Below are 24,991 nucleotides of genomic sequence, written 5' to 3'. Positions count from 1 at the left end.
CATGAGCGTGCGCAGCATCAATTACTCCGCCAGTCCGCTGCTCGCCAGCCGCACGCCGGTCTGGCGCAGCAAGTTCATCGTGGCGGGCCTGGCCGTGGCCTTTGCCGGCCTGGCCGGGCGCGCCGCCTATGTGCAGGTGTTCGGCAACGACTTCTTCCAGCGCCAGGGCGAGGTGCGCTTCGCGCGCACGCTGGAGTTGCCGGCCAACCGGGGCCGCGTGCTGGACCGCAACGGCCTGATCCTGGCGTCCAGCGTGGTCGCGCAGAGCATCTGGGCGATTCCCGAGGACGTGGACCGCACCGACCCGCAGTTGCGCCAGCTTGCCAGGTTGCTCGACATGCCGCTGGCCACGGTGCGCAAGCGCCTGGCCAACGAGGACAAGACCTTCGTGTGGATCAAGCGTCAGGTGGACGAGCCGGTGGCCAGGCAGATCGCCGCGCTCGGCATCAAGGGCATCTACCAGCGCCGCGAATACAAGCGCCAGTACCCGGAAGGTGAAGCCGCGGCGCATGTGGTCGGCTTCACCAACGTGGAAGACCGGGGCCAGGAGGGCGTGGAGCTCGCGTTCAACAAGCAGCTCTCCGGTCGCAACGGATCGCGCCGCGTGATCAAGGACCGTCTGGGGCGCGTGGTGGAAGACGTGCGCGACGTCGTGCCCCCCGTGGATGGCCCCGATCTGCAGCTCTCGATCGACAGCAAGGTGCAGTTCTTCGCCTACCAGAAGCTCAAGGAGGCTGTGCAGGCGCACAAGGCGCGGGCCGGTAGCGTGATGGTGATCGACACCATCACCGGCGAGGTGCTCGCGTTGGCCAACTACCCGAGTTTCAACCCCAACCGGCGGCAAAGCCTCAGCGGCGAGCAGTTGCGCAACCGCGTGCTCACCGACAGTTTCGAACCGGGCTCGACCATGAAGCCCTTCATCGCCGCGCTGGCGCTGGAAAAGGGGCTTGTCACGCCGCGCACGCCGATCTACACCGCGCCGGGCCGCATCATGATCGGCGGCTCCAGCATCAGCGACACGCACCCGCACGATGTGCTGACCGTGGCCGAGGTGATCCAGAAGTCGAGCAACGTGGGCACGGTCAAGATGGCCATGCAGATGAGCCCGCGGGAAATGTGGGAAACCTATGCGCAGGCCGGTTTCGGCCAGAAGCCCCAGGTGCCGTTTCCAGGCGCGGTCACCGGGCGGTTGCGCCCCTACAAGAGCTGGCGGCCGATCGAGCAGGCCACCATGAGCTATGGCTATGGTCTGTCGACCTCCCTGTTCCAGCTCGCGCACGCCTACACCATCTTTGCGCGTGATGGCGAGCTCATCCCGCTGAGCCTGCAGAAGTCCACCGAACCGGTTTCGGGTGTGCGGGTATTCAGCGCGAAGAACGCGATCGCGGTGCGCCAGATGCTGGGACTGGCCGCCGGGCCGGGTGGCACAGGCTCGCGGGCGCAGACGATGGGGTATTCGGTGGGCGGCAAGAGCGGCACCGCGCACAAGCAGGAAGGCAAAGGCTATGCGGAGAAGAAGTACCGCAGCTGGTTCGTGGGCCTGGCACCGATCGAGGCGCCGCGCATCGTGGTCGCCGTGATGATCGACGAGCCCAACAACGGCCAGTACTACGGTGGTGTGGTGGCCGCGCCGGTGTTCAGCGAGACGGTGCAGCAAACGCTGCGCATCCTCGGCGTGCAGCCCGACATGAATGTCAAGCCGCAGATCGTGGCCGACGTGGAGGAATCGTTCTGATGCGAACCATCACGACGCCCCAGGCCGTGGCCGAGTGGCTGCGCGAGCGCGTGCGCGGTGAACTGCATTGCGACAGCCGCCGCCTGCGCGCGGGCGATGGCTTCGTGGCCTGGCCGGGTGCCGCCACCGACGGGCGTCGCTACGTGGGCGCCGCGCTGCAGGCCGGGGCTTCGGCCGCGCTGGTCGAGCGCGAGGGTGCGGATGCCTATGCCTTTGATGACCAACGCGTGCTCGCCGTACCGGGTCTCAAGGCGGCCGCCGGCGCGATCGCCAGTGCCTTCTACGGCACGCCGAGCGCGGCGCTCGACATGGTGGCCATCACCGGCACCAACGGCAAGACCTCCACCGCGTGGTGGGTGGCGCAATTGCTGTCGTTTTGCCAGCGCCCCTGCGCGGTGGTGGGAACGCTCGGCATGGGAAGGGCGCCGCAGCCCGGTGCTGCAGCGCCGCCATTGACGGCGACGGGACTGACCACGCCCGACCCGGTGATGTTGCAGGCGCAGCTGCGCCGCTTCGTGGACGAGGGGCTGAAGGCCTGCGCCATCGAAGCCTCGTCGATCGGCCTGGTCGAAGGCCGGCTCAACGCCACGCAGCTGCGGGTGGCGGTGTTCACCAACTTCACGCAGGACCACCTGGACTTCCACGGCAGCATGGACACCTACTGGGCCGCCAAGGCCGCGCTGTTCGACTGGCCCGGCCTGGCCAGCGCGGTCGTGAACCTGGATGACGCGCGTGGCCCGGGGCTGGCCACCACCCTGGCGGGGCATGGGCTGGACGTCTGGACCGTGGCGATCGAAGCGGCGGGAGGCGCGGCTGAGCGCGTCGGCAAGGCCCGCCTGTTCGCGCAGGACATCGTCTTCACCGACAGCGGTATGGCCTTGCAGGTGGGCGAGCGCGACGCGCAGGGCCGTTCCACTCCCTTGCAGGCCCTGAGCCTGCCGCTGGTGGGCCGCTACAACGTCTCCAACCTTCTCTGCGTGCTGGCCACGGCGCGCGCTCTGGGCGTGCCGCTGGCCGATGCGGTGCACGCCTGCGCCGCGCTCACTCCCGTGCCGGGCCGCATGGAACAGGCAGCCATGGACGCGCCCGGTCAACCCCTTGTGCTGGTGGACTACGCCCACACGCCCGACGCACTCGAAAAGGCCTTGCAGGCACTGCAGCCGCTGGCGCGCCAGCGCCAGGGCGTGCTCTGGGTCGTGGTGGGCTGCGGCGGTGACCGCGACGCCGGCAAGCGTCCGTTGATGGCGGCGGTGGCTGAGCGCGAGGCGCAGCGCCCCGTCTTCACCAGCGACAACCCGCGCAGCGAAGATCCTCTGGCCATCCTGAAGCAGATGGTGGCGGGCCTGTCTTTGCCCGACGCGGCCCTGGTCGAGCCGGACCGCGCCCGCGCCATTGACCTGGCCGTCGCGCGCGCCGAGGCGCATGACGTGGTGCTGATCGCCGGCAAGGGACACGAGGACTACCAGGACGTGATGGGCGTGAAGTCGCCGTTTTCGGATGTGCAACACGCGCGACAGGCGCTCTTGCGGCGCGCTGCTGGTCAGGGGGCGCCGGCATGAACACCCTGGGCCAGCTCCTCACCCGGATCGGCGGCGCCCGCGTGGTGGGTCAGCCGGATCTGCCCTTCGCCCGTGTGCACACGGACACCCGCAGCCTGCAACCGGGCGACCTGTTCGTGGCGCTCAAGGGCGAGCGTTTCGATGCGCACGAATTCCTCGCGCAGGCGAAGGCGCAGGGCGCGCTGGCCGCGGTGGCCCACCAGGGCCTGGCCGACGCCGGACTGCCGGGCGTGGAGGTGCCCGACACACGGCGCGCGCTCGGTGAGTTGTCGCGCTTGTGGCGCAGCCAGTTTGCTCTTCCCCTGATCGCCGTGACCGGCAGCAACGGCAAGACCACGGTGACGCAGATGATCGCGTCCATCCTGCGCGCCGCCGCCGGAGACGCTGCGCACGCCACACAGGGCAACTTCAACAACGACATCGGTGTGCCGCTCACGCTGTTGCGCCTCACCAAGGCGCACCGCTTCTCGGTGGTCGAGCTGGGCATGAACCACCCCGGGGAGATCGCCGAACTCGCTGCGCTGGCCCTGCCCACCGTGGCACTGGTGAACAACGCGCAGCGCGAGCACCTCGAATTCATGGCCACGGTGGAGGCCGTGGCGCGCGAAAACGGGCAGGTCATTCAGGCCCTGGGCGCGCAAGGCGTGGCCGTGTTCCCGTCCGACGATGCCTGGACGCCCCTGTGGCGCGAGCTCGCCGCCGGCCGCCGCGCGCTGAGCTTCAGCGACACCGACCCCAGCGCCGACGTGAGCGCCATCCAGACCGACTGGTTCGATGGCGCCTGGTCTTTGTGCTTCGCTTCGCCCTCGGGAATGGCCACCGTGCGGCTGCACATCGCGGGTCGCCACAACGTGCGCAACGCGCTGGCCGCGACAGCCTGTGCACTGGCCGCAGGTGTCCCGCTGGAGGCTGTGGTGCGTGGCCTTGACGCTTTCGAGCCCGTGGGCGGTCGCTCGCGCGCGCTCTCGCTGCACCTGGGCGAGCGCCAGCTCACCCTGATCGACGACACCTACAACGCCAACCCCGATTCGGTGCGCGCTGCCATCGACGTGCTCGCCGAACTGCCCGCGCCACGCCTGCTGGTGCTGGGGGACATGGGCGAAGTGGGCGAGCAGGGCCTGGCGTTCCACGACGAGGTGCTGCGCCACGCGCTGGCGCGCGGCATCGAGGCGGTGCATGTGGCCGGCGACTGGATGCGCCAGGCCAGCGGGTCGCTGCCGCAGATCGTGCACTGGGTCGAGGTGCCGGCCCTGGCCGGTGCCGTCTGCGCCGTGGTGCGCGACAACCGCCCGGTGTTTCGCAGCGTGCTCGTCAAGGGCTCGCGTTTCATGCGCATGGAGCGCGTGGTGCAGGCCCTGCAGGCGCTGGACCCCGCGCAACACAAGGACAAGAAGGACAACGCCCATGCTGCCTAGCCTGGCTCTCTGGCTGCAAGGCCTGTCACCCGACTTCGGATTCCTGCGGGTGTTCCAGTACCTCACGTTCCGCGCGGTGATGGCGGCCATGACGGCGCTCGTGGTCGGCCTGGTGGCCGGCCCCTGGTTCATCCGCCGCCTGGGCGCGCTGAAGATCGGTCAGCCGATCCGCGAGTACGCGATGCAGACGCACCTGAGCAAGGGCGGTACACCCACCATGGGTGGCGTGCTGATCCTGTTCGCGATCGCGTTGTCCACGCTGCTGTGGTTCAACTGGAGCAACCGCTTCGTATGGATCGTGCTGATCGTGACCCTGGGCTTCGGCGCCATTGGCTGGGTGGACGACTGGCGCAAGGTGGTGCACAAGAACCCCGAGGGCATGCGTTCGCGAGAGAAGTATTTCTGGCAATCGCTGATTGGCCTGGTCGCTGCCTTCTACCTGGTGTTCGCGGTCTCCGAGACCAGCAACGCGCGCGTGCTCGAGCTCTTCATCGACTGGGTGGGCTCGGGGTTCACGCTGGACATGCCACCCCAGGCCGGCCTGCTGGTGCCCTTCTTCAAGGAAATCAGCTACCCGCTGGGTGTGTTCGGCTTCGTGCTCATGACCTATCTGGTGATCGTGGGGTCGAGCAACGCGGTCAACCTCACCGACGGCCTCGACGGCCTGGCCATCATGCCGGTGGTCATGGTGGGCTCGGCGCTGGGGGTGTTTGCCTACGTCACGGGCAACGTGGTGTTCTCGCGCTACCTGCTGCTGCCGCACATTCCCGGCGCGGGCGAGCTGTTGATCTTCTGCGCCGCCGTGGCTGGCGCGGGTCTGGCCTTCCTGTGGTTCAACACGCACCCGGCGCAGGTCTTCATGGGCGACGTGGGCGCGCTCGCGCTGGGTGGCGCGCTCGGCACCATCGCGGTCATCGTGCGCCAGGAGATCGTGCTCGCCATCATGGGCGGGATCTTCGTCGTGGAAGCGCTTTCCGTGATGTTGCAGGTGAGCTGGTTCAAGTACACCAAGCGGCGCTACGGCACCGGTAGGCGCCTGTTCCAGATGGCTCCGCTGCATCACCACTTCGAGAAAAAGGGCTGGAAGGAGACGCAGGTCGTCGTGCGCTTCTGGATCATCACCATGCTGCTGTGCCTCGTGGGGCTGTCCACGCTCAAACTCAGATGAAAGACCAGGCCATCCTCGTCCTCGGTCTGGGTGCTTCCGGCCTGGCCATGGCACGCTGGTGCCTGCGCCAGGGCGCGCGCGTGACCGTGGCCGACACGCGCGACGCGCCGCCGCAGCTTGCCGCGTTGCGGGCCGACTGCCCGCAGGCCAGCTTTGTGGCCGGCACCTTCGACGATGCGCTGCTGGCACGCGCCGACTGGAGCCTGATCGCGCGCAGCCCGGGTCTGGCGCCTGCCGCACTGCAGGCGGTGTTCGACTGGGCCGCTGCGCGCGGCGTCGATGTCGTGGGCGAACTTGATCTGTTCGCGCGCGCACTGGGCGAACTGGCCCGGCGTGAGCGCCTGCCGTACCGTCCGAAGGTGCTGGCCATCACCGGCACCAATGGCAAGACCACGGTGACTGCGCTGACCGGCCTGTTGTTGCAGCGCGCGGGCGTGAACGTGGTGGTGGCTGGCAACATCGGGCCGTCCCTGCTCGACGTGTTGTCCACCGCGCTCGACGCGGAGGCCATTGCCCAGCAGGCCGATGACGACCGCGCGGCGGCCGAAGCCGAGGCCGATGCACAAGCCGAGCAGGACGCTGCGCAAGACCCCGCGATCGAGTCGTCGGCCAGCGATGCCGACGCCGACAGGGATGCCGACGTGGATGCCGATGCCGACGAGGCCGCGGCCGCCGCCGGCGAGGACGACGATGGCCCGGTCCTGCTCGTGCCGCCCCCGGTCGAACCGCCCCAGCCCGCGCACCTGCCGCGTGTCTGGGTGCTCGAACTCTCCAGCTTCCAGCTCAATGGAACGGCCGACGGCGCCTGGGCAACGGTGCCCAGCGCTGCCACCGTGCTCAACCTCAGCGAGGACCACCTCGACTGGCACGGCAGCATGGACGCGTACACCCGGGCCAAGGCGGCCGTGTTCGGTGCGCAGGCACTGATGCTGCTCAACCGCGACGAACCACTGGTCATGGCGATGCAGCCCGGACTGGTGACGGTCAAGGTGGGCAACCGCAACCGGCAGCAAAGTGCCCGTCCCTGGGCAAGCTTCGGTCTGGACGCACCTCGCCGCGCGGGCGACTGGGGCATTGAGTCGGTCAACGGCATGGACTGGCTGGTGCGGGCCATTGCGCTGGACGAGACCCGCAAGCGGGGGCGTGGCGTCGAGGAAGACGAAGAGATTTACTTCCAGCGCCTCATGCCGGTGGACGCGCTGCGCATTCGTGGCCGCCACAACGCGGCCAATGCGCTCGCAGCGCTGGCGCTGGCGGCGTCCACGGGCGCCGCGCTCGGGCCCATGCTGCACGGCCTGCGCGAGTACCGTGGTGAGCCGCACCGGGTCGAGCCGGTGGCCATCCTCGACGAGGTCGAGTACTTCGACGACAGCAAGGGCACCAACGTTGGTGCCACTTTGGCCGCCGTGCGCGGCCTGGGGGCCGAACGCCACCTGGTCGTGATCCTCGGCGGCGACGGCAAGGGTCAGGACTTCACTCCGCTGGCCGAGCCGCTGGCGCGTTTTGCCCGCGCCGTGATCTACATCGGCCGCGATGCCGCGCGCATCCGCGCAGCGGTGGGCGCGGCGCTGGAACAGGCGCACGTCGCGCAACACGACGCGGAAACGTTGCCGGCGGCGGTGGTGCTCGCCGCGCAGCAGGCGCGGTCGGGCGACGCGGTGCTCATGTCGCCCGCCTGCGCGAGCCTGGACATGTTCGACAACTATGAGCACCGCGGCCGCGTGTTCGTGCAGGCCGTCGGCGCCCTGGCGCACCGCAACGGCACCATGGTGGAGGGCAGCCTGTGAGCGCGAAGAAAGCCCGCAAGCCCGCAGCGTCGGCGCGGACCTGGACGCAGCGCCTGCGCGATGCCTTGCCCGGACTGGGCGGGCGTGATCTGGCAGGTGCGCTCGCGGGTGGTGGCTCGCGCGACGACCTGCCGGTGCGTCTGTCCAATCGCACCTACGCCGGCACGCGCAACGTCGCTGTGCGCGAACTGGGTTTTGACCAGCCGCTGCTGTGGGTGGTGGTGGCTCTCCTTGCCTGGGGCCTGGTGATGGTGTACTCCGCCTCCATCGCGCTGCCCGACAACCCGCGTTTTGCCAACTACGCACACACCCACTTCGTGCTGCGTCACGGCATCTCCATGCTGATCGGGCTTGTGTGCGCGATGGTGGCGTTCCAGTTTCCGATGCGCTCCTGGGAAAGGATGGCACCCTGGTTGTTCGCGGCGGCGCTGGTGCTGCTGGCGCTGGTGCTGTTGCCCTTCATTGGCAAGGGTGTGAACGGCGCGCGGCGCTGGATCTCGCTGGGCATCATGAACTTCCAGCCCTCGGAGCTGGCCAAGCTCGCGGTGCTGCTCTACGCGGCCAGCTACATGGTGCGCAAGATGGAGGTGAAGCAGCGCTTCTTCCAGGCCGTGGCGCCCATGGCGGTCGCCGTGGGCGTGGTGGGCATGCTGTTGCTGGCCGAGCCCGACATGGGCGCTTTCATGGTGATCGTGGTGATCGCCATGGGCATCCTGTTCCTGGGCGGCGTGAACGCGCGCATGTTCTTCCTGATCGCGCTCGTCGTGGTGGGCGCCTTTGCGCTAATGGTCATGATGAGCGACTGGCGCCGCGAACGCATCTTCGCCTACCTCGACCCCTGGAGCGTCGAGCACGCGCTGGGCAAGGGCTACCAGCTCTCGCATTCCCTGATCGCCTTCGGCCGCGGCGAGATTTTCGGCGTGGGACTCGGTGGCAGCGTGGAAAAGCTGCACTGGCTGCCGGAAGCGCACACCGACTTCCTGCTCGCGGTGATCGGTGAGGAATTCGGCCTGGTTGGCGTGGTGCTGCTGATCGGCCTGTTCCTCTGGCTCACGCGCCGCATCATGCACATCGGCCGCCAGGCCATCGCGCTCGACCAGGTTTTCGCCGGCCTCGTGGCCCAGGGCGTCGGCCTGTGGATGGGTTTCCAGGCCTTTATCAACATCGGCGTGAACCTGGGCGCATTGCCCACCAAGGGCCTCACCCTGCCGCTGATGAGCTATGGCGGCTCGGCGATTCTGCTGAACCTCGTGGCCATTGCAATTGTTCTTCGAGTGGACTACGAGAATCGCCAGATGATGAAGGGTGGTCGCCCATGACGACGGGTCCTTGCGCCCTCATCATGGCCGGTGGCACCGGCGGCCACATCTTCCCCGGTCTGGCCGTGGCCGAAGCCTTGCGCGAGCGCGGCTGGCGCGTGCACTGGCTGGGCGCGCCCGGCAGCATGGAAAGCCGGCTCGTGCCACCGCGCGGCTTTGTGCTGGAGACCATCGACTTCGGTGGCGTGCGTGGCAAGGGGCCGCTCACGCTGGCGTTGCTGCCCCTGCGGCTGCTGCGCGCGTTCTGGCAGTCGCTGCGGGTGGTGCGCCGCGTCCGGCCGGACGTGGTGGTGGGGCTCGGTGGCTACATCAGCTTTCCCGGCGGCATGATGGGCGTGCTCGCCGGCAAGCCGCTGGTGCTGCACGAACAGAACTCGGTCGCCGGCATGGCGAACAAGGTGCTCGCAGGTGTGGCCGACCGGGTGTTCACGGCTTTCCCGAACGTGCTGAAGAAGGCCGAGTGGGTGGGCAATCCGCTGCGTGCCGCCTTCCTGCAGCAGCCCGAACCGGGCGAACGGTTTGCGGGGCGCAGCGGCGTGTTGCGCCTCCTGGTGGTGGGTGGCAGCCTGGGTGCGAAGGCGCTCAACGACGTCGTGCCGCAGGCGCTGGCCCTGCTGCCCAAAGCGCTGCGCCCGCAGGTCACGCACCAGAGCGGCGAAAGGCAGATCGACGCGCTGCGCGCCAACTATGTGGCCGCCGGCGTGCAGGCCGAACTCACCCCGTTCATCGACGACACCGCCCAGGCCTTTGCCGATGCCGACCTGATCGTCTGCCGCAGCGGCGCGAGCACGGTCACCGAAATCGCCGCCGTTGGCGCGGCCGCGCTGTTCGTGCCATTCCCGGCCGCGGTGGACGACCACCAGACCACGAATGCGCGCTTTCTTGTGGACGCCGGCGCTGCCTGGCTGGTGCCGCAGACCGAACTTACCGCCCATTCGCTGGCGCAGATGCTGCAGACGCTGCAGCGCGAACAGCTGCTGCCCATGGCCGACAAGGCCCGACAGATGCGCAAGACAGAGGCCGTGGCGGCCGTGGTGTCCGCCTGCGAGCAACTGGCCAAGGTGAACCAGACATGAAACACGCCATTCGACACATCCATTTCGTCGGCATCGGCGGTGCCGGCATGAGCGGCATTGCCGAGGTGCTGCTCAACCAGGGCTACCGCATCTCGGGCAGCGACCTGGGCGAGAGTGTTGCCACGCGCCGCCTGGTCGCTCTCGGCGCCGAGGTGTTCGCGGGCCACGACGCCGCGCACATCGAAGGCGCGGATGCCATCGTCACCTCCACGGCGGTGAAGGAGGACAACCCCGAGGTGGTCGCCGCGCACGCGAAGCTGGTGCCCGTGGTGCCGCGCGCCGTGATGCTCGCCGAACTCATGCGCATGAAGAAGGGCGTGGCCATTGCCGGCACGCATGGCAAGACCACCACCACCAGCCTCGTGGCCAGCGTGCTGGCCGCCGCCGAGCTGGACCCGACCTTCGTGATCGGCGGGCGCCTCAACAGCGCGGGGGCCAACGCGCAGCTGGGTTCGGGCGAGTACATCGTGGTCGAGGCCGACGAGTCCGACGCCTCGTTCCTGAACCTGTTGCCGGTGCTCTCGGTCGTCACCAACATCGACGCCGATCACATGGACACCTATGGCCACGACTTTGGCCGGCTCAAGGGCGCCTTCGTCGAGTTCCTGCACAGGATGCCGTTCTACGGCGCCGCTGTGGTGTGCGTGGACGATGAGGCGATCCGCGAGATCCTGCCGCAGATCGCACGGCCCATCACCAGCTACGGCTTCTCGGAAGATGCCCAGGTGCGTGCGGTCGAGGTGCGCGCGGTCGGCACCCGGATGCATTTCACCGTACAGCGCCGCAACGGCGTGGAGCTGCCCGATCTGAAGGTGGAGCTCAACCTGCCTGGCCACCACAACGTGCTCAATGCGCTGGCGGCCATCGGCATCGCGGTCGAGCTCGGTGTGCCGGACGCGGCGGTGCTGCAGGCGCTGGCGGAGTTCAAGGGCGTGGGCCGGCGCTTCCAGCCGTATGGCGATGCGTCCCTTCCTGGGGGTGGTCGCTGCACCGTGGTGGACGACTACGGCCACCACCCAGTGGAGATGGCCGCCACGCTGGCGGCCGCGCGCGGCGCCTACCCGGGCCGGCGCCTGGTGCTGGCCTTTCAGCCGCACAGGTACACGCGCACGCGCGACTGTTTCGAGGATTTCGTGAAGGTGATCAACGACGCCGACGCGGTGCTGCTGGCCGAGGTGTACGCGGCCGGCGAGGCGCCCATCGTCGCGGCCGATGGCCGCTCGCTGGCGCGTGCACTGCGCGTGGCCGGCAAGCTGGAGCCGGTGTTCGTGGACGACATCAACGCCATGCCGCAGGCCGTGCTCGACAACGCGCAGGACGGCGACGTGATCCTGTGCATGGGCGCGGGCACCGTGGGCGCGGTGGCAGGCCGCGTGATCGAACTGGCGCAGGGGGCCACGGCATGAACACAAAGGACAACACGGTGATCGATCCGACATCACTCGGCAAGGTGGCGGTCTTGATGGGCGGGCGTTCGGCCGAACGCGAGGTCTCGCTCATGTCGGGCACAGGCGTGCTGGCCGCGCTGAAGGCCCGGGGCGTGGACGCGCATGCCTTCGACCCCGCCGAACGGGACCTGGGCGACTTGCGCCGCGAGGGCTTCACGCGCTGCTTCATCACGCTGCACGGCCGCCATGGCGAGGACGGCACGGTGCAGGGTGCGCTGGAACTCATGGGAATTCCCTACACCGGTCCCGGCGTGCTGGCTTCGGCCATCGCCATGGACAAGGTCATGACCAAGCGCATGTGGATCGCCGAGGGCCTGCCGACGCCGCGCTACGTGTGCCTTGCGCCGGGGCAACAGACGCCCGAGCACACGCGAGCCGTTCCCGACGAACTGGGCCTGCCGCTGATCGTCAAGCCGCCGCGCGAAGGGTCGTCCATCGGCGTGAGCAAGGTGCGTGGCTACTCCGACATGCAGGCCGCGGTGGCCCTTTCCGTGCGCTACGACCCCGACGTGCTGTGCGAGGAGTTCATCGAAGGCGAGGAAGTGACCTGCCCGGTGATCGGCACCGGCGAGCAGGCCCGCGCGCTGCCGGTGATTCGCATCGTCGCGCCCGATGGCGCCTACGACTACCAGAACAAGTACTTCACCGACGAGGTGAAGTACCACTGCCCCAGTGGGCTGCCCGAGACCGAGGAGCGCGAGATCCAGCGCATCGTGCTGGCCAGCTACCGTGCACTGGGTTGCCGCGGCTGGGGCCGTGCCGACCTGATGATCCGCGCGAGCGACCGCAAGCCCTTCCTGCTCGAGATCAACACTTCGCCGGGCATGACCAGCCATTCCCTGGTGCCGATGTCGGCAAAGGCCGCCGGCCTGTCGTATGAAGATCTGTGCCTGGTGCTGCTGGCCAGCGCCGCGCTGGACAACCCGGCCTGAACCGCGCGGACCACGCACCATGGCCACCACCGAACTGCCCCTGGACGTCAAGCTCATGACCGTGGTCACGCACGTCCTGCTCGCAGTGTTTGCCGTGCTCAGCCTGGGGCTGTTCACGACATGGCTGGTGCGCCATCCCGTCTGGACCGTTCAGGCGATCACCGTGCACGGCGACGTGGCACATCAGAACGCGGTGGGCTTTCGCGCACAGCTGGCTTCGCAGATGAAGACCCGCCTGGCCGGCAGTTTTCTTACGGTGGACCTGCAGCAGGTGCGCCTGTTGTTCGAGTCCGTGCCCTGGGTGCGCAAGGCCGTGGTGCAGCGCGAATTCCCCAACCGCCTGCGCGTGACCCTGGAAGAGCACCAGGCCGTGGCGTGGTGGGGCGAGTCCGGCTCGGGTCAGCTGGTCAACGGGCTGGGTGAGGTGTTCGACGCCAGCCCGGACGACAGCGACGCCCTGCCTGAACTGGCCGGCCCGAGCGAGCAGTCGGCGCAGGTGTGGGCGCTCTATCAGCTGCTGCAGACCGAACTCGCTCGCATGGAGATGGGCCTGGAACGGCTCGAACTCTCCGAGCGCGGCACCTGGCGCGCCCGTCTGGACAGCGGTGCCAGCATGGAACTGGGCCGAGGTACGCCCGACGAGCTGCTGCAGCGCACACGCCGCTTCACCGGCACGCTGGCCCAGCTCACCGAACGCTACACGGGGGCTGTGCAGTCGGTGGACCTGCGCTACCCCAATGGCTATGCGCTGCGCCTGCGCGGCGTGACCACCGTGACCGACACGCCGGCTGCAGGCGCATCACAACCCCGAAGGTAATCAAGAAGCAATCATGGCCAAGGAATACAAGGATTTGGTGGTCGGTCTCGACATCGGCACCGCCAAGATCATGGTGGTGGTCGCCGAGGTCCAGCCCGGCGGCGAACTCAAGCTCGCAGGCCTGGGCGTGTCGACCAGCCATGGCCTCAAGCGCGGCGTGGTGGTCAACATCGACGCGACCGTGCAGAGCATCCAGCAGGCCCTGAAAGAAGCCGAGCTGATGGCCGACTGCCGTATCGCGCGCGTCTACACCGGCATCACCGGCAGCCACATCCGCGGCATCAACTCCAGCGGCATGGTGGCCATCAAGGACCGCGAGGTCAGCGCCACCGACGTGGCACGCGTGATCGAGACCGCCAAGGCGATCAACATCTCGACCGACCAGCGCCTGCTGTTGGTCGAACCGCAGGAGTTCGTGATCGACGGCCAGGAAGTCAAGGAGCCGATCGGCATGAGCGGCATCCGGCTGGAGGCCAAGGTGCACATCGTCACCGGCGCACAAAGCGCGGCCGAGAACATCATCAAGTGCGTGCGCCGTTGTGGTCTGGAGGTCGACCAGCTCATGCTCAACCCGCTGGCCTCCAGTCAGGCGATCCTGACCGACGACGAAAAGGAACTGGGCGTGGCACTGGTCGACATCGGCGCGGGCACGACCGACGTGGCCATCTTCTCGGGTGGCGCGATCCGGCACACCGCGGTCATCCCGATCGCCGGCGACCTGATCACCAGCGACATCGCCATGGCGCTGCGCACGCCGACCAAGGATGCCGAGGACATCAAGGTCGAGAGCGGCTGCGCCAAACAGCTGCTGGCCGACCCGGACACGCAGGTCGAGGTGCCGGGCCTGGGTGACCGCGGCCCGCGCATGCTCAGCCGCCAGGCGCTGGCGGGCGTGATCGAGCCGCGTGTGGAGGAGATCTTCTCGCTGGTGCAGCAGGTGCTGCGCGACTCGGGTCACGAGGAAATGCTGTCCTCGGGCATTGTGCTCACGGGCGGCAGCGCGGTCATGCCCGGCATGGTCGAGCTGGGCGAGGACATTTTTCTCAAGCCGGTGCGCCGGGGCATCCCGAACTACACCAGTGCGCTCTCCGACATGGTGGCGCAGACGCGCGCGGCCACGGTCATGGGTCTGCTCGAGGAGGCGCGCCTGGCGCGCGTGCGCGGGCACAAGGTGGCGCAGAAAGCGGGTTCCGTGCAGGGTGCACTGGAACGGATGAAAAACTGGTTTGTGGGGACTTTCTGATGATCGAAACACACACGACAGCGCAGGTTCGTCCACAGACCGCCGAACGACGACGACGAGGCCGGTGCACCGAATGCACCGGACCGCCTGGATGAGCCTGCCTTCACCCCGATCCGCTGAACCGAAATTTGCATTGAAATACCGCCCGACCTCGCTGGTTCCCGGGCACAACAGGAGAGAAAAATGAGCATCGAAATGATTGAAGTCGAAGAATTCAACCTCGGCACCCAGATCAAGGTCATCGGCGTGGGCGGAGGTGGTGGCAACGCGGTCGAGCACATGATCTCGCGCAGCGTGCAGGGCGTGGAGTTCATCTGCGCCAACACCGATGCGCAGTCGCTCTCGCGCAGCGCCGCGCACAAGACCATCCAGCTCGGCACCAGCGGCCTGGGCGCGGGCAGCAAGCCCGAGAAGGGCCGCGAGGCCGCCGAGATCGCGGTGGACGACATCCGCGAAGCCATCGCCGGGGCGCACATGCTGTTCATCACCGCCGGCATGGGCGGCGGCACCGGCACCGGCGCCGCGCCGGTGATCGCGCGCGTGGCCAAGGAGATGGGCATCCTCACGGTGGGCGTGGTCACCAAGCCCTTCGACTGGGAAGGCGGTCGCCGCATGACCAATGCCGACCACGGTCTGGCCGAGCTCGAGGCCAACGTGGACTCGCTGATCGTGGTGCTCAACGAGAAGCTGCTGGAGGTGCTGGGCGACGAGGTCACGCAGGACGAGGCCTTCGCGCATGCCAACGACGTGCTCAAGAACGCCGTGGGCGGCATCGCCGAGATCATCAACGAGTACGGCAACGTCAACGTCGACTTCGAGGACGTGCGCACCGTGATGGGCGAGCCCGGCAAGGCCATGATGGGCACGGCTGTGGCGGCCGGGCCGGACCGCGCGCGCATCGCCGCCGAGCAGGCCGTGGCCTGCCCGCTGCTCGAAGGCATCGACCTCTCGGGCGCCAAGGGCGTGCTGGTGCTGGTGACGGCCGCCAAGGGTTCGCTCAAGCTGTCCGAGTCCAAGCTGGCGATGAACACCATCCGCGCGTATGCCTCGTCCGAAGCCCACGTGATCTACGGCGCGGCCTACGACGACAACCTGGGCGACGAGATGCGCGTCACCGTGGTGGCCACCGGCCTGTCGCGCCAGGGCGTGCGCCGCACCGCACCGCCGTTGCAGGTGCTGCGCACCGGCACCGACAACGTGCCGTTCAACGTGCCGACGGTCAACACCCCGGTGGGCGGCCCGGGTGCCACGCAGCCGGACTACAACTCCATGGCCGTGCCCAGCGTCTGGCGCACCAACCGCACCCAGGCTGCGGCCAAGGTGGACGCGCTGGCTTCGGGCGGCATGGACGACTTCGAGATTCCGGCGTTCCTGCGCAAGCAAGCCGATTGATCGACGTAAAGCTGCTGCGCAAGCCGATCTGGCGCCTGCAGTGCTCGCCGTACGGGTGTACGGCTCCGCGCTTCAGCGCCACCTCGGCTTGCTCGCGACGCTTTCCGTTCGATCAATCCGTTGCCTATCGAGGTCATCACCAATTCTCACTGTGTTCCAGAGGGCAAAAACCTACAATCGCAGGATGCTCGCGCAACGCACACTCAAATCCCTGACCAAGGCGGTCGGCGTCGGCCTGCACAGCGGTCAGCGCGTGGAGTTGACGCTGCGCCCCGCCGCGCCCGACACCGGCATCGTGTTCCGCCGCGTGGACCTGGCCACGCCGGTGGAGATCGCCGTGAACGCGCTTGCGGTCTCCGACACGCGGCTGGCGTCCACCATCTCCAATGGAGGTGCGAAGGTCCACACCATCGAGCACCTCATGAGCGCCTGCGCAGGGCTGGGGCTGGACAATCTCTACGTGGACATCACGGCCGAAGAAGTCCCCATCCTGGACGGCTCGTCGGCGTCCTTTGTCTACCTGCTGCAGAGTGCCGGCATCGTGATGCAGAACGCGCCCAAGCGCTTCATCCGCGTGGTCAAGCCGGTGGAGGTGCGCGAAGGCGAGGGCAGGAACGTGAAGTGGGCGCGGCTCGACCCGTTCCACGGCTACAAGCTGGCCTTCGAGATCGAGTTCGACCACCCGGCGGTGAACTCCACCGGCCAGCGCGTCGAGTTCGACTTCGGCAGCGGACGCTACGCGCGCGAGATCGCGCGCGCGCGCACCTTCGGCTTCACGCGCGACGTGGAAATGATGCGCTCCAACGGCCTGGCCATGGGCGGCGGGCTGGACAACGCGATCGTGATGGACGACGTCAAGGTGCTCAATGCCGATGGTCTGCGCTACCAGGACGAGTTCGTCAAGCACAAGATCCTCGACGCCATGGGGGATCTCTACATCGTCGGCAAGCCCCTGCTGGCCGCCTACAGTGCCTTCCGCAGCGGCCACGCCATGAACAACCAGCTGCTGCGTGCGCTGCTGGAGCGGCCCGACGCCTACGAGGTGGTCAGCTTCGCGCACGACCGCGAGGCTCCGAGCGGTTTCGCCCAGCTCGCGCCGGCCTGGTAAACCGGCCGCGCAGCCCGCGAACCCATGCTGCTGTTCCGCTGGACCCTCATGCTGCTGCTGCTCGCGGCCGGCGTGTGCTTTGCGTTCTACATCGGTACCTCGCAGGCGCGCTACCGCACCTGGGGCATCGTCATCCTGAAGTGGACGGTGATCGCCGCGCTGGGCTTCTTCGGCGTGCTGGTGCTCGAACGGCTGCTGTAGCGCGCGCTCAGTAGAGGCGGCCGGCCTTGTAGGAAGCGCTGGAGCGCGCCTGTGCCGTGGAGACCTTGTTGATCGCCACCAGGGTCCGGCTCACCTGCGCATGCGTGATGGCCAGGCCCAGTGCGTCGGCCGCGTCCTTGCCCGGCAGACCAGGCAGCTGCAGCAGGCGTTTCACCATTTCCTGCACCTGCGGTTTGGCTGCCTTGCCATAGCCGACCACAGCCTTTTTCAGCTGCAGCGCGGTGTACTCGGCCACCGGCAGGTGGTTGGCCACCAGCGCGGTCAGGCAGGCACCACGCGCCTGGCCCAGCAGCAGCGTGGCCTGCGGGTTGACATTGACGAACACGATCTCGCAGGCCGACACCTCGGGCTGGTAGCGCGCCACCACCTCGGTGATGCCATCGAACAGGATCTTGAGCCGCTCGGGCAGCAAGGCGCCGTCCTTGGGACTTGTCTGGATGGTGCCGCTCGCCACGTACTGCAGGTTCGGGCCGTCGGTGTCGATCACGCCGAAGCCGGTGCATTGCAGTCCGGGGTCGATGCCGAGGATTCTCATAGGTTGAACGTCCAGCGAACCGAGTGAAAGAACACCGGCGCGGCAAAACAGAGGGCATCCACCCGGTCGAGCAGCCCGCTGGCGCCCGTGACCGAGCGACCTGCGAGGCCCCAGTGCGTCACGCCGCGGTCGCGCTTGATGGCCTTCATCACCAGGTGGCCGAAGCTGCCCGCCGCGCAGGCCACGAGGGCCATGGCAAATGCGGGCAGGGGCCTGAACGGGGTGAAGCCCGCCAGCGCCGCGCCCAGCAGACCACCGGCGGCCAGGCCCATCGCCCAGCTGCGCCAATGGAAGCTGTCGCTGATAGCCGGCGCCACTGGCCGGCGCAGGCCGCGCGCGGCCAGGTGCTGCACGAGCATGCAGGTCTGTACCACCAGCACCAGAAAGAACACCAGGAACGCTGTCTTGCCGGCGAAACCCTTGAAGTCGAGCAGCAGCAACGCAGGCACATGGCTCATGCCGTAAACGCAGACCATGATGCCCCACTGCAGCTTGGCACTGCGCTCCAGAAAGCGCTGCGGGTCGTTGCCCAGCGCGCTCACCACTGCGATGGCGAGGAACACATAGACCGGGATGAAGACGGTGAACAGGTTGAAGCGCTCGGTCCACACCAGGGCGTACTGCAAGGGCAGCACGACGAAGAAGGCCAGCACCAGGCTGCGGTGATCGCCGCGGCGCGTGGGTGAGAGGCTGATGAACTCGCGCAGGATGAAGAAGGACACGAAGCCGAACATGACGATGGCAAAGCCCTCGCCCAGGGCCCAGCCGATCCAGAACACCAGCACCATGATCCAGGAGCTGCGCAGCAGGGCCTGGTTGTCCTGCAGACGGCGCGTGCGATCACCCGATTCGTTGTCATCGCCTTCGTCGCCGGCGCGGCGTTCGCGCAGCGACAGCAGCACCGACACACCACTGGCGATCAGCAACAGGCCGAAGAGCACCACGAATACCAGGCTGACCTGCTGATCGGGGGTGAGGCTGCGCAGGAAGCTGCCCATGTTGGCGCTCCGTTCAGACCTCGCGCAGGGCCATGACGGCCGCGCGCGCGCGTTGCAGGAAGTCGGCGCGCGGCTCATCGGCACCGAGCGCGAGCGGTTCGCCAAAGGTCACCGAGCACAGCACCGGCACCGGCACCACCTCGCCCTTGGGGATCACGCGCTGCACGTTGTGGATCCAGGCGGGCACCAGCACCACGTCGGGAAAGCGCTGCGCGAGGTTGTACAGGCCCGACTTGAAGGGCTGCGGGTCTTCCCCGTGGCCGCGCGTGCCCTCCGGAAACAGGATCAGCGAGTCGCCGCTCTCCAGCGCCTGCGCCAGCGGCGCCAGCGGGTCTTCGTCGCCCTTCCTCTCTCGCTCCACATACACGGCATTGAACACCTCGGTGGTGATCCAGCGCTTGAAGTTCGACGCGGTCCAGTAGTCCCTGGCGGCGATCGGGCGCGTGATGCTGCGCAACTCCTGTGGCAGCGCGGCCCAGATCAGCACCAGGTCGGCGTGGCTCTGGTGGTTGGCGAAATAGATGCGCTGCTCGGCCTTGGGTGGGCAACCGTGCCAGCGCGCCTGCGCGCCGGTCAGCAGGCGCACCAGGCCCAGCAGAAGCACGGCCATGGCCTGGGCGCGAAGGTTCATGGCGGTTGAACGGCGCCCATGCGCGCGACGATGGTGCCAGTGCGCCGCGCCAGGTAGGCCGAACCCTGGCGCGTCTCGAAGAACTTCGGCGAGGGCAGCATCACCGCCAGGCGCGCGGCCTCGTGGGCGTTGAGCTTGCTCGCCGGCTTCCCGAAGTAGCGCTGCGCGGCCGCCTCGGCGCCGAACACGCCTTCGCCCCATTCCACGCTGTTGAGGTAGATCTCCAGGATGCGGCGCTTGTCCAGCAGCGCCTCCAGCGCCAGCGCGAGCACCAGTTCCTGACCCTTGCGCAGGAACTGACGCTCACCCGAGAGCAGCAGGTTCTTGGCCAGTTGCTGGGTGATGGTGGAGCCGCCGACGATCTTCGGTTCGCGCGCGGGCCGGTCGGGCTGTCTGGCGGCGCGCTTCTCGGCCAGTTGCTGGCGGCGCACGTTCTTCTGCCATGCACCCTCGATCGCTTCCCAGTCCACACCACCGTGGTCGATGAAGCCGGCATCCTCGGACGCGATCACAGCGCGCTTGAGGTGGGGACTGATCTGCTCGTTGTCCACCCATTGATGGGACCACCGCCAGGTCTTGTCACCGCCCAGGCTCGCACCGGCCACGCGCCAGGCCTCCGAGCGCATGAAGGCGGTGCTCACGGGATCGATGGCGGCCATGACCGCGATGCGTGCGATGAAGAACATCTGCAGCGCCACGCCGGCCAACAGCAACCACGACAACCAGCGGCCGAAGGATTTCATTCACTGCCCGGAGAGCTGGGTCTGCAGCGTCTCTTCGCGCGTGAACCGAAAGCGCGAGACCACCACGATCTGATCGGCCTGGCGGCGCATCGCGTCGCTGAAGTTGCCGAAGGCCAGGCTGTGCACGATGGCCTGCGCGCGGCGGTCGAGCAGGGCGATGCCCGAGGGTTGCACCACCTCGGTATCGAGCACGGCGCCGTTGTGATTGACCGTGATGATCATGGTGAGTTCGCCATACAGCTTGCGTCCACCCGCCTCGGGGAAGTTGCTGGTGCCGCGGTCCTCAATCTTGCGCCGCAGCCCGTCGTAGTAGATGGCATAGACCGCCTCGCGCGTGGCCGGGCTGATGTAGCGCTTCTTGGGTCGGGCGTTTTCCTCGCTGATGCGCTTCTCGATTTCGGCCAGGATCTTCACCAGGGCCCGGCGCCGCTGTTCGCGTTCGGAGGCGTCGGGGCTGGGCGTGACAGATTCGGGATCGGGCGGTGGCATCTTCGCCAGCTCGCGCCGGACCTGCGCCAGCAGGCGGTTCTGCTGCTCACGCAGCTGTTCGATCTTGCGCTCGTCGTCTTCGTGTGCATCGCCGATGCGCGCCACGGCCGCCGGTGGCAGGGGCGAGGTGGCGCGTCCGCGCTCCTTGTCGCCGCCTCCGGCCAGCGAGGCCTGCGCAATGGCGGTGGCCTTGTCGGGACGGCCGTCGCTGCGCGCGTTGACCAGGATCACTTCCAGCGGGGTGTCCTGGAACACGCGGTTGAAGCGTTCGGGGTCCACGAAGCGCACGGTCAGCAGCGCGGCATGCACGGCCACCGAGATCCCCAGCGCGAGTTGCAGCGTGCTCAGCGTCTTGAGAAAGGACAGGGCAGACTTCATCACGCGGGAATTATCCGTGCTGCGGGTGGCTCGGGGCTCAATCCCCTGCCGGGCCGGGCGTTTGAGGGGGCTGGGCGGCTGGATCGTTTTCGGCCTCGTCGACATCGATGGCCAGTGCCAGCGGCGCGGCCAGTTCCTCGTCCTCGCCGTCCTCGTCCGAGCCGCCTTCGTCGTCCAGCGTGCTGTCCACCGGCAGGTCCAGACGCTCGGTCACCGTGCCGTGTATGTCGAGCGTGATGTCGTCGATCTCGCCCAGTTTCACGCGCAGGTGGGCGCCGCGCGGCAGGCCCTCGGCGCCCAGTACCGGCAGCACCAGGGGCAGGGTGTCGGCGCGCACCAGGTTGTCCTTGATCAGGGTCGCAGTGAGTTCGGTGAGGTTCTCCTGTCGCAGGTAGCGCAGCGTCCAGTAGCGCTCCATGCCGTTCTGGAAGCCGTTGTAGGCGGTGTAGGCGGCGTCGAAGGCGCTGATGATGGCGAACAGATTGGCATCCCGGGGCTTGAACGGCGCGGCCAGCGCGGCGGTCTTGCTGTGGCGCGCGCAGGCAATGATCTGCCACTGGTTCACCAGGTCCACGTAGCGGCGCAGCGGCGAGGTGCTCCAGGCATAGCTTTTGACGCCGATGCCGGCGTGCGGCTGCGCTTTCGTGCCCATGCGCACCTTCACGCCGGGTTGCAGGCTGGCCTGGCTGCGGTAGATGCCGGGCACGCCGCATTCGGCCAGCCAGTTGCCCCAGGTGCTGTTGGCCAGGATCATGGCTTCGGCGACCATCAAGTCCAGGGGGGCGCCGCGCTGGCGCGTGCCGATGCGCACGCGTTCGTCGCCCGTAGGCTCGTCGCCGGTCACGCCCTCGAGGCGGAAGGTGTAGTCGGGGCGGTTGAAGTTTTCGGGTTTGCCACGCACCACCTCGCGCTGCGCCTTGAGGTGTCGAGCCAGGCGGTGCAGGAAGGCGAGCGAGGGCTGCAGGGCCGCGATCGCGGGCGTGGCGCCTGTGGCCGGTACCGCGCCATCGAGCCAGGCTTCGGTGATGACGGCGTCGAGCTGGTCGTGGCGCAGGTTGAGCGCGATCGGCACGCGCTCGAGCACGGTGCGGCTGCCGGCGACGGCCAGCGTGGCCTCGTCGAGCGTGACGTAGAGCGACACAGCGGGGCAGTCGCGCCCGGCCATCAGGGTGTAGGCCTGCACGACGTCGTCGGGCAGCATGGTGATCTTGTGGCCCGGCATGTAGACAGTGGACAGGCGCTGGCGCGCCACCTGGTCGATCACGTCCTCGGGTGACACCGCCAGGCCCGGTGCGGCGATGTGGATGCCCAGGGTGACCTGGCCGCTGCCCAGGCCCTGCAGCGAGAGCGCGTCGTCGATCTCGGTGGTGGCCGAATCGTCGATCGAGAAGGCCTGCACGGTGGCCAGGGGCAGTTCGTCGGCGATCACCGGTGCCTCCAGCGGCGGAAAGCCCGTGCCCCTGGGGAACTGGTCAAACAGGAAGCGCTGCCAGTGGAACTGGTAGGCGCTGTGGATCGCGCCGGCATTCTGCAGCAGCGTCAGCGGCGCCGTGTGGCTGTTGCGCGCGGCTTCCACCACGGCTTTGTACTCGGGCGCGTTCTTGTCCGGCTTGAAGAGGATCTTGTAGAGCTGCTGGCGCACCGGCTCGGGACAGACACCGCTGGCGAGTTCTGCGGCCCAGGCCTCGATCCGGGCCTGCACTTCCTTCTTCTTCTCGATCGCCGCGAGCGCCTGCGCCAGGATCTCCGGCGGCGCTTTTTTGTAGCGGCCTTTGCCGGCGCGGCGGAAGTAGTGCGGCGCGCCTTGCAGGCACAGCAGCGCGGCGACCTGCTCGGTGGTGCTGGCGCTGTCGCTGAAGTACTCGTGCGCCAGATCGGCGAACCCGAACTCGTCCTCGGGGGCGAACTCGTAGGCGAGTTCGAGTTCCATGGTCTCGGCCAGCGTGGTGGCTGCGGGCATCAGCTGGCTGGGGGAGGGTTTGTCGAAGCGCAGCAGGGCGTTGGCGGACTTGACCTTGACGCGCTTGCCCGATTCGAGCTCGACTTGAAGGGAACTTTCGGCCTCCGACAGGAGGCGGCCGGTCAACAGCTTGCCGGCGTCATCAAACAGGATGTGCATGGGCGGGATTGTCCCATGGGGTCGTGTGGCTCCCGTTACAACCCGAGGAAGGCGAAGACCGCGTCGATGTGCTGGTCGAAGTCGCTGATGGCGTGGTCGCTGCCCGGCAACAGGCGGATCTCGCCACCGGCGCAAAAGGCCTGCATCTCGCGCCAGTCCAGTACCTCGTCGCCTTTGGCCACGATGGCGAACCGGGATTCAGGCGTTGCCGGTTGCCGCGGTGTCAGACGGGCGATGTCGTCCTGCAGTGTCCGCAGCTCGTCGACGAAGGCGGGCTCGAAGAAGAAACGCTCCTGCGGATCGTGCCAGGCGGTCTGCTCGCCGATGTACTTCGCCAGGTCGCGCGCTGGGAACACCGCTGGGTTGAGCAGCACCGCGCGGCAGGGGATCTGCAGCGCAAGCCAGCGCGCATAGAAGCCGCCCAGCGAGGAGCCGGCGACGGCCAGGGATTCGCGCGGCCAGGCCCGGATGCCTTCCATCACCAGGGCCATGGCCTCGCGCGGCGATGGCGGCAGCTGCGGGCACCACCAGGTCACGCCGGGGTGTTGTGCCTGCACGCGCGCGGCCACCTGGCGCGCCTTCATCGAATGCGGCGACGAGCGAAAACCATGCAGGTACAGCAGGTGGGTCGTGCGGGTAGCGGTGGGGGTGCTCATGGGCGAAGGATAATCGGGCGCCATGGCCGTCGTGTTCGACAAACCCTCGCTGCTGCAACGCATTGCCCCGATCTTCCAGGGCTTTGACGTGCCGCTGCTGTTCGCGATCTTCCTGATGGCGGGCGCGGGGCTGCTCACCATGTATTCCGTGGGCTTCGATCACGGCACCCGGTTCGCCATGCATGCGCGCAACATGTTGATCGCCGTGACCCTGATGTTCGTGGTGGCGCAGGTGCCGCCGCAGCGGCTGATGAGCCTGGCGCTGCCGATGTACACCGTGGGTGTGGCGCTGCTGCTGGCGGTCATGTGGTTCGGCATCCAGCGCAAGGGCGCTCAGCGCTGGCTGGACGTGGGGGTGACCGTCATCCAGCCCAGCGAGCTCATGAAGATCGCCATGCCGCTCATGCTGGCCTGGTGGTTCCACCGCCGTGAGGGCCACCTCAAGCCACTGGACTTCCTGGTGGCGGGTATCCTGCTCCTGTTCCCTGTGGCGCTGATCCTCAAGCAGCCGGACCTGGGAACTTCCCTGCTGGTGGTGTCGTCCGGCCTGTTCGTGATCTTCTTTGCCGGCCTGAGCTGGAAGCTCATCCTGCCGCCGGTGCTGCTCGGCGCGGTCGGCATCGTGGCCCTGATCGCCCTGGAGCCGCAGATGTGCGCGCCCGGAGTGGACTGGCAGATCCTGCACGAGTACCAGCGCCAGCGCGTGTGCACGCTGCTCGACCCCTCGAAGGACCCGCTGGGCAAGGGGTTCCACATCATCCAGGGCATGATCGCCATCGGCTCGGGCGGGGTGTGGGGAAAGGGTTTCATGCAGGGCACGCAGACGCACCTGGAATTCATTCCCGAGCGCACCACCGACTTCATCTATGCCGCCTTTTCCGAGGAGTTCGGTCTGGTGGGCACGCTGTTGCTGATGGTCGGCTTCATCTTCCTGATCCTGCGCGGCCTGGTGATCGCGCTGGAGGCGCCGACGCAGTTCTCGCGCCTGCTCGCCGGCGCGGTCACGCTCAACGTCTTCGTGTACGCCTTCGTCAACATGGGCATGGTCAGCGGCATCCTGCCGGTGGTGGGCGTGCCGCTGCCCTTCGTGAGCTATGGCGGCACGGCCATGGTGACGCTCGGCGTGGGTCTGGGCATCCTGATGTCGGTGGCCAAGTCCAAGCGCCTGATGCAGTCATGAGCGCCGCGCCGGGCCGTTCCCAAACAAGCTCGCACCGCAGC

The 24,991-nt window shown here is 67.9% G+C and carries 21 protein-coding genes and 1 pseudogene; 15 read left to right on the top strand and 7 right to left on the bottom strand.

The window, feature by feature from the left end; genetic code table 11:
* Position 1 precedes the first annotated feature (1 nt).
* The 14 genes from K5880_RS06325 (at position 2) to K5880_RS06260 (ending at position 17,200) form a co-directional block, all read left to right on the top strand.
* On the top strand, positions 2 to 1,735 hold the full coding sequence (locus K5880_RS06325) for a penicillin-binding protein 2 (RefSeq protein WP_297649928.1): 1,734 nt from the start codon (positions 2 to 4) through the stop codon (positions 1,733 to 1,735).
* The gene (locus K5880_RS06320) at positions 1,735 to 3,294 is read left to right on the top strand and encodes a UDP-N-acetylmuramoyl-L-alanyl-D-glutamate--2,6-diaminopimelate ligase (RefSeq protein WP_297649927.1); all 1,560 of its coding nucleotides are present in this window, start codon (positions 1,735 to 1,737) and stop codon (positions 3,292 to 3,294) included. The genes K5880_RS06325 and K5880_RS06320 overlap by 1 nt, the downstream gene beginning before the upstream one ends.
* Entirely contained in the window at positions 3,291 to 4,709 is a 1,419-nt protein-coding gene (gene murF / locus K5880_RS06315) for a UDP-N-acetylmuramoyl-tripeptide--D-alanyl-D-alanine ligase (RefSeq protein WP_297649926.1), read from the top strand. Before K5880_RS06320 ends, murF begins: the two co-directional genes overlap by 4 nt.
* Entirely contained in the window at positions 4,699 to 5,877 is a 1,179-nt protein-coding gene (gene mraY, locus K5880_RS06310; RefSeq protein ID WP_297649925.1) for a phospho-N-acetylmuramoyl-pentapeptide-transferase, read from the top strand. Before murF ends, mraY begins: the two co-directional genes overlap by 11 nt.
* Positions 5,874 to 7,664, top strand: coding sequence for a UDP-N-acetylmuramoyl-L-alanine--D-glutamate ligase (murD, locus tag K5880_RS06305; RefSeq protein ID WP_297649924.1), 1,791 nt, complete (start codon positions 5,874 to 5,876; stop codon positions 7,662 to 7,664). The genes mraY and murD overlap by 4 nt, the downstream gene beginning before the upstream one ends.
* Before the next feature lie 128 nt (positions 7,665 to 7,792).
* The gene (gene ftsW / locus K5880_RS06300; protein WP_297650302.1) at positions 7,793 to 8,983 is read left to right on the top strand and encodes a putative lipid II flippase FtsW; all 1,191 of its coding nucleotides are present in this window, start codon (positions 7,793 to 7,795) and stop codon (positions 8,981 to 8,983) included.
* A complete protein-coding gene (murG, locus tag K5880_RS06295; RefSeq protein WP_297649923.1) occupies positions 8,980 to 10,059 on the top strand; it encodes an undecaprenyldiphospho-muramoylpentapeptide beta-N-acetylglucosaminyltransferase in 1,080 nt (359 codons plus the stop codon). The genes ftsW and murG overlap by 4 nt, the downstream gene beginning before the upstream one ends.
* Positions 10,056 to 11,465, top strand: coding sequence for a UDP-N-acetylmuramate--L-alanine ligase (gene murC, locus K5880_RS06290; RefSeq protein WP_297649921.1), 1,410 nt, complete (start codon positions 10,056 to 10,058; stop codon positions 11,463 to 11,465). Before murG ends, murC begins: the two co-directional genes overlap by 4 nt.
* Entirely contained in the window at positions 11,462 to 12,439 is a 978-nt protein-coding gene (locus K5880_RS06285) for a D-alanine--D-alanine ligase (RefSeq protein ID WP_297649919.1), read from the top strand. The genes murC and K5880_RS06285 overlap by 4 nt, the downstream gene beginning before the upstream one ends.
* Positions 12,440 to 12,458: 19 nt before the next feature.
* A complete protein-coding gene (locus K5880_RS06280) occupies positions 12,459 to 13,256 on the top strand; it encodes a cell division protein FtsQ/DivIB (protein ID WP_297649918.1) in 798 nt (265 codons plus the stop codon).
* Between the two features lie 13 nt (positions 13,257 to 13,269).
* Positions 13,270 to 14,499, top strand: coding sequence for a cell division protein FtsA (ftsA, locus tag K5880_RS06275; RefSeq protein ID WP_297649916.1), 1,230 nt, complete (start codon positions 13,270 to 13,272; stop codon positions 14,497 to 14,499).
* A 183-nt stretch (positions 14,500 to 14,682) separates the two neighbouring features.
* Positions 14,683 to 15,891: a cell division protein FtsZ gene (gene ftsZ, locus K5880_RS06270; protein ID WP_297649914.1), complete on the top strand. Its 1,209-nt coding sequence runs from the start codon at positions 14,683 to 14,685 to the stop codon at positions 15,889 to 15,891.
* A 184-nt stretch (positions 15,892 to 16,075) separates the two neighbouring features.
* Positions 16,076 to 16,999 carry a UDP-3-O-acyl-N-acetylglucosamine deacetylase gene (gene lpxC / locus K5880_RS06265; RefSeq protein WP_297649912.1) on the top strand — a complete coding sequence of 308 codons (924 nt, stop codon included), beginning with the start codon at positions 16,076 to 16,078 and terminating at the stop codon, positions 16,997 to 16,999.
* A gap of 24 nt (positions 17,000 to 17,023) precedes the next feature.
* The gene (locus K5880_RS06260) at positions 17,024 to 17,200 is read left to right on the top strand and encodes a hypothetical protein (RefSeq protein ID WP_297649910.1); all 177 of its coding nucleotides are present in this window, start codon (positions 17,024 to 17,026) and stop codon (positions 17,198 to 17,200) included.
* 97 nt (positions 17,201 to 17,297) lie between these two features.
* Here K5880_RS06260 and ruvC read toward each other — a convergent pair.
* From ruvC to K5880_RS06225, 7 genes and pseudogenes are all read right to left on the bottom strand, one after another.
* A pseudogene (gene ruvC, locus K5880_RS06255) lies at positions 17,298 to 17,756 on the bottom strand (crossover junction endodeoxyribonuclease RuvC); the annotation flags it as partial.
* Entirely contained in the window at positions 17,753 to 18,754 is a 1,002-nt protein-coding gene (locus K5880_RS06250; protein WP_297649906.1) for a phosphatidate cytidylyltransferase, read from the bottom strand. The pseudogene ruvC and the gene K5880_RS06250, both read right to left, overlap by 4 nt.
* Before the next feature lie 13 nt (positions 18,755 to 18,767).
* Positions 18,768 to 19,385, bottom strand: a complete 618-nt coding sequence (locus K5880_RS06245; protein ID WP_297649904.1) for a lysophospholipid acyltransferase family protein — start codon at positions 19,383 to 19,385, stop codon at positions 18,768 to 18,770.
* Entirely contained in the window at positions 19,382 to 20,128 is a 747-nt protein-coding gene (mtgA, locus tag K5880_RS06240) for a monofunctional biosynthetic peptidoglycan transglycosylase (RefSeq protein WP_297649902.1), read from the bottom strand. The genes K5880_RS06245 and mtgA overlap by 4 nt, the downstream gene beginning before the upstream one ends.
* Positions 20,129 to 20,995: an energy transducer TonB gene (locus K5880_RS06235; protein WP_297650300.1), complete on the bottom strand. Its 867-nt coding sequence runs from the start codon at positions 20,993 to 20,995 to the stop codon at positions 20,129 to 20,131. It lies immediately after the preceding gene.
* A 37-nt stretch (positions 20,996 to 21,032) separates the two neighbouring features.
* The gene (locus tag K5880_RS06230) at positions 21,033 to 23,114 is read right to left on the bottom strand and encodes a ribonuclease catalytic domain-containing protein (RefSeq protein ID WP_297649900.1); all 2,082 of its coding nucleotides are present in this window, start codon (positions 23,112 to 23,114) and stop codon (positions 21,033 to 21,035) included.
* 35 nt (positions 23,115 to 23,149) lie between these two features.
* Positions 23,150 to 23,770, bottom strand: a complete 621-nt coding sequence (locus K5880_RS06225) for a YqiA/YcfP family alpha/beta fold hydrolase (protein WP_297649898.1) — start codon at positions 23,768 to 23,770, stop codon at positions 23,150 to 23,152.
* A 22-nt stretch (positions 23,771 to 23,792) separates the two neighbouring features.
* On the opposite strand from K5880_RS06225, the gene rodA reads away from it, so the two are divergent.
* Positions 23,793 to 24,950: a rod shape-determining protein RodA gene (rodA, locus tag K5880_RS06220; RefSeq protein WP_297649896.1), complete on the top strand. Its 1,158-nt coding sequence runs from the start codon at positions 23,793 to 23,795 to the stop codon at positions 24,948 to 24,950.
* Positions 24,951 to 24,991: the final 41 nt, after the last annotated feature.

The sequence above is a fragment of the Hydrogenophaga sp. genome, from assembly GCF_025699295.1.
Classification (GTDB): domain Bacteria; phylum Pseudomonadota; class Gammaproteobacteria; order Burkholderiales; family Burkholderiaceae_C; genus Hydrogenophaga.
This window is presented reverse-complemented; position numbering and strand designations above follow the sequence as displayed.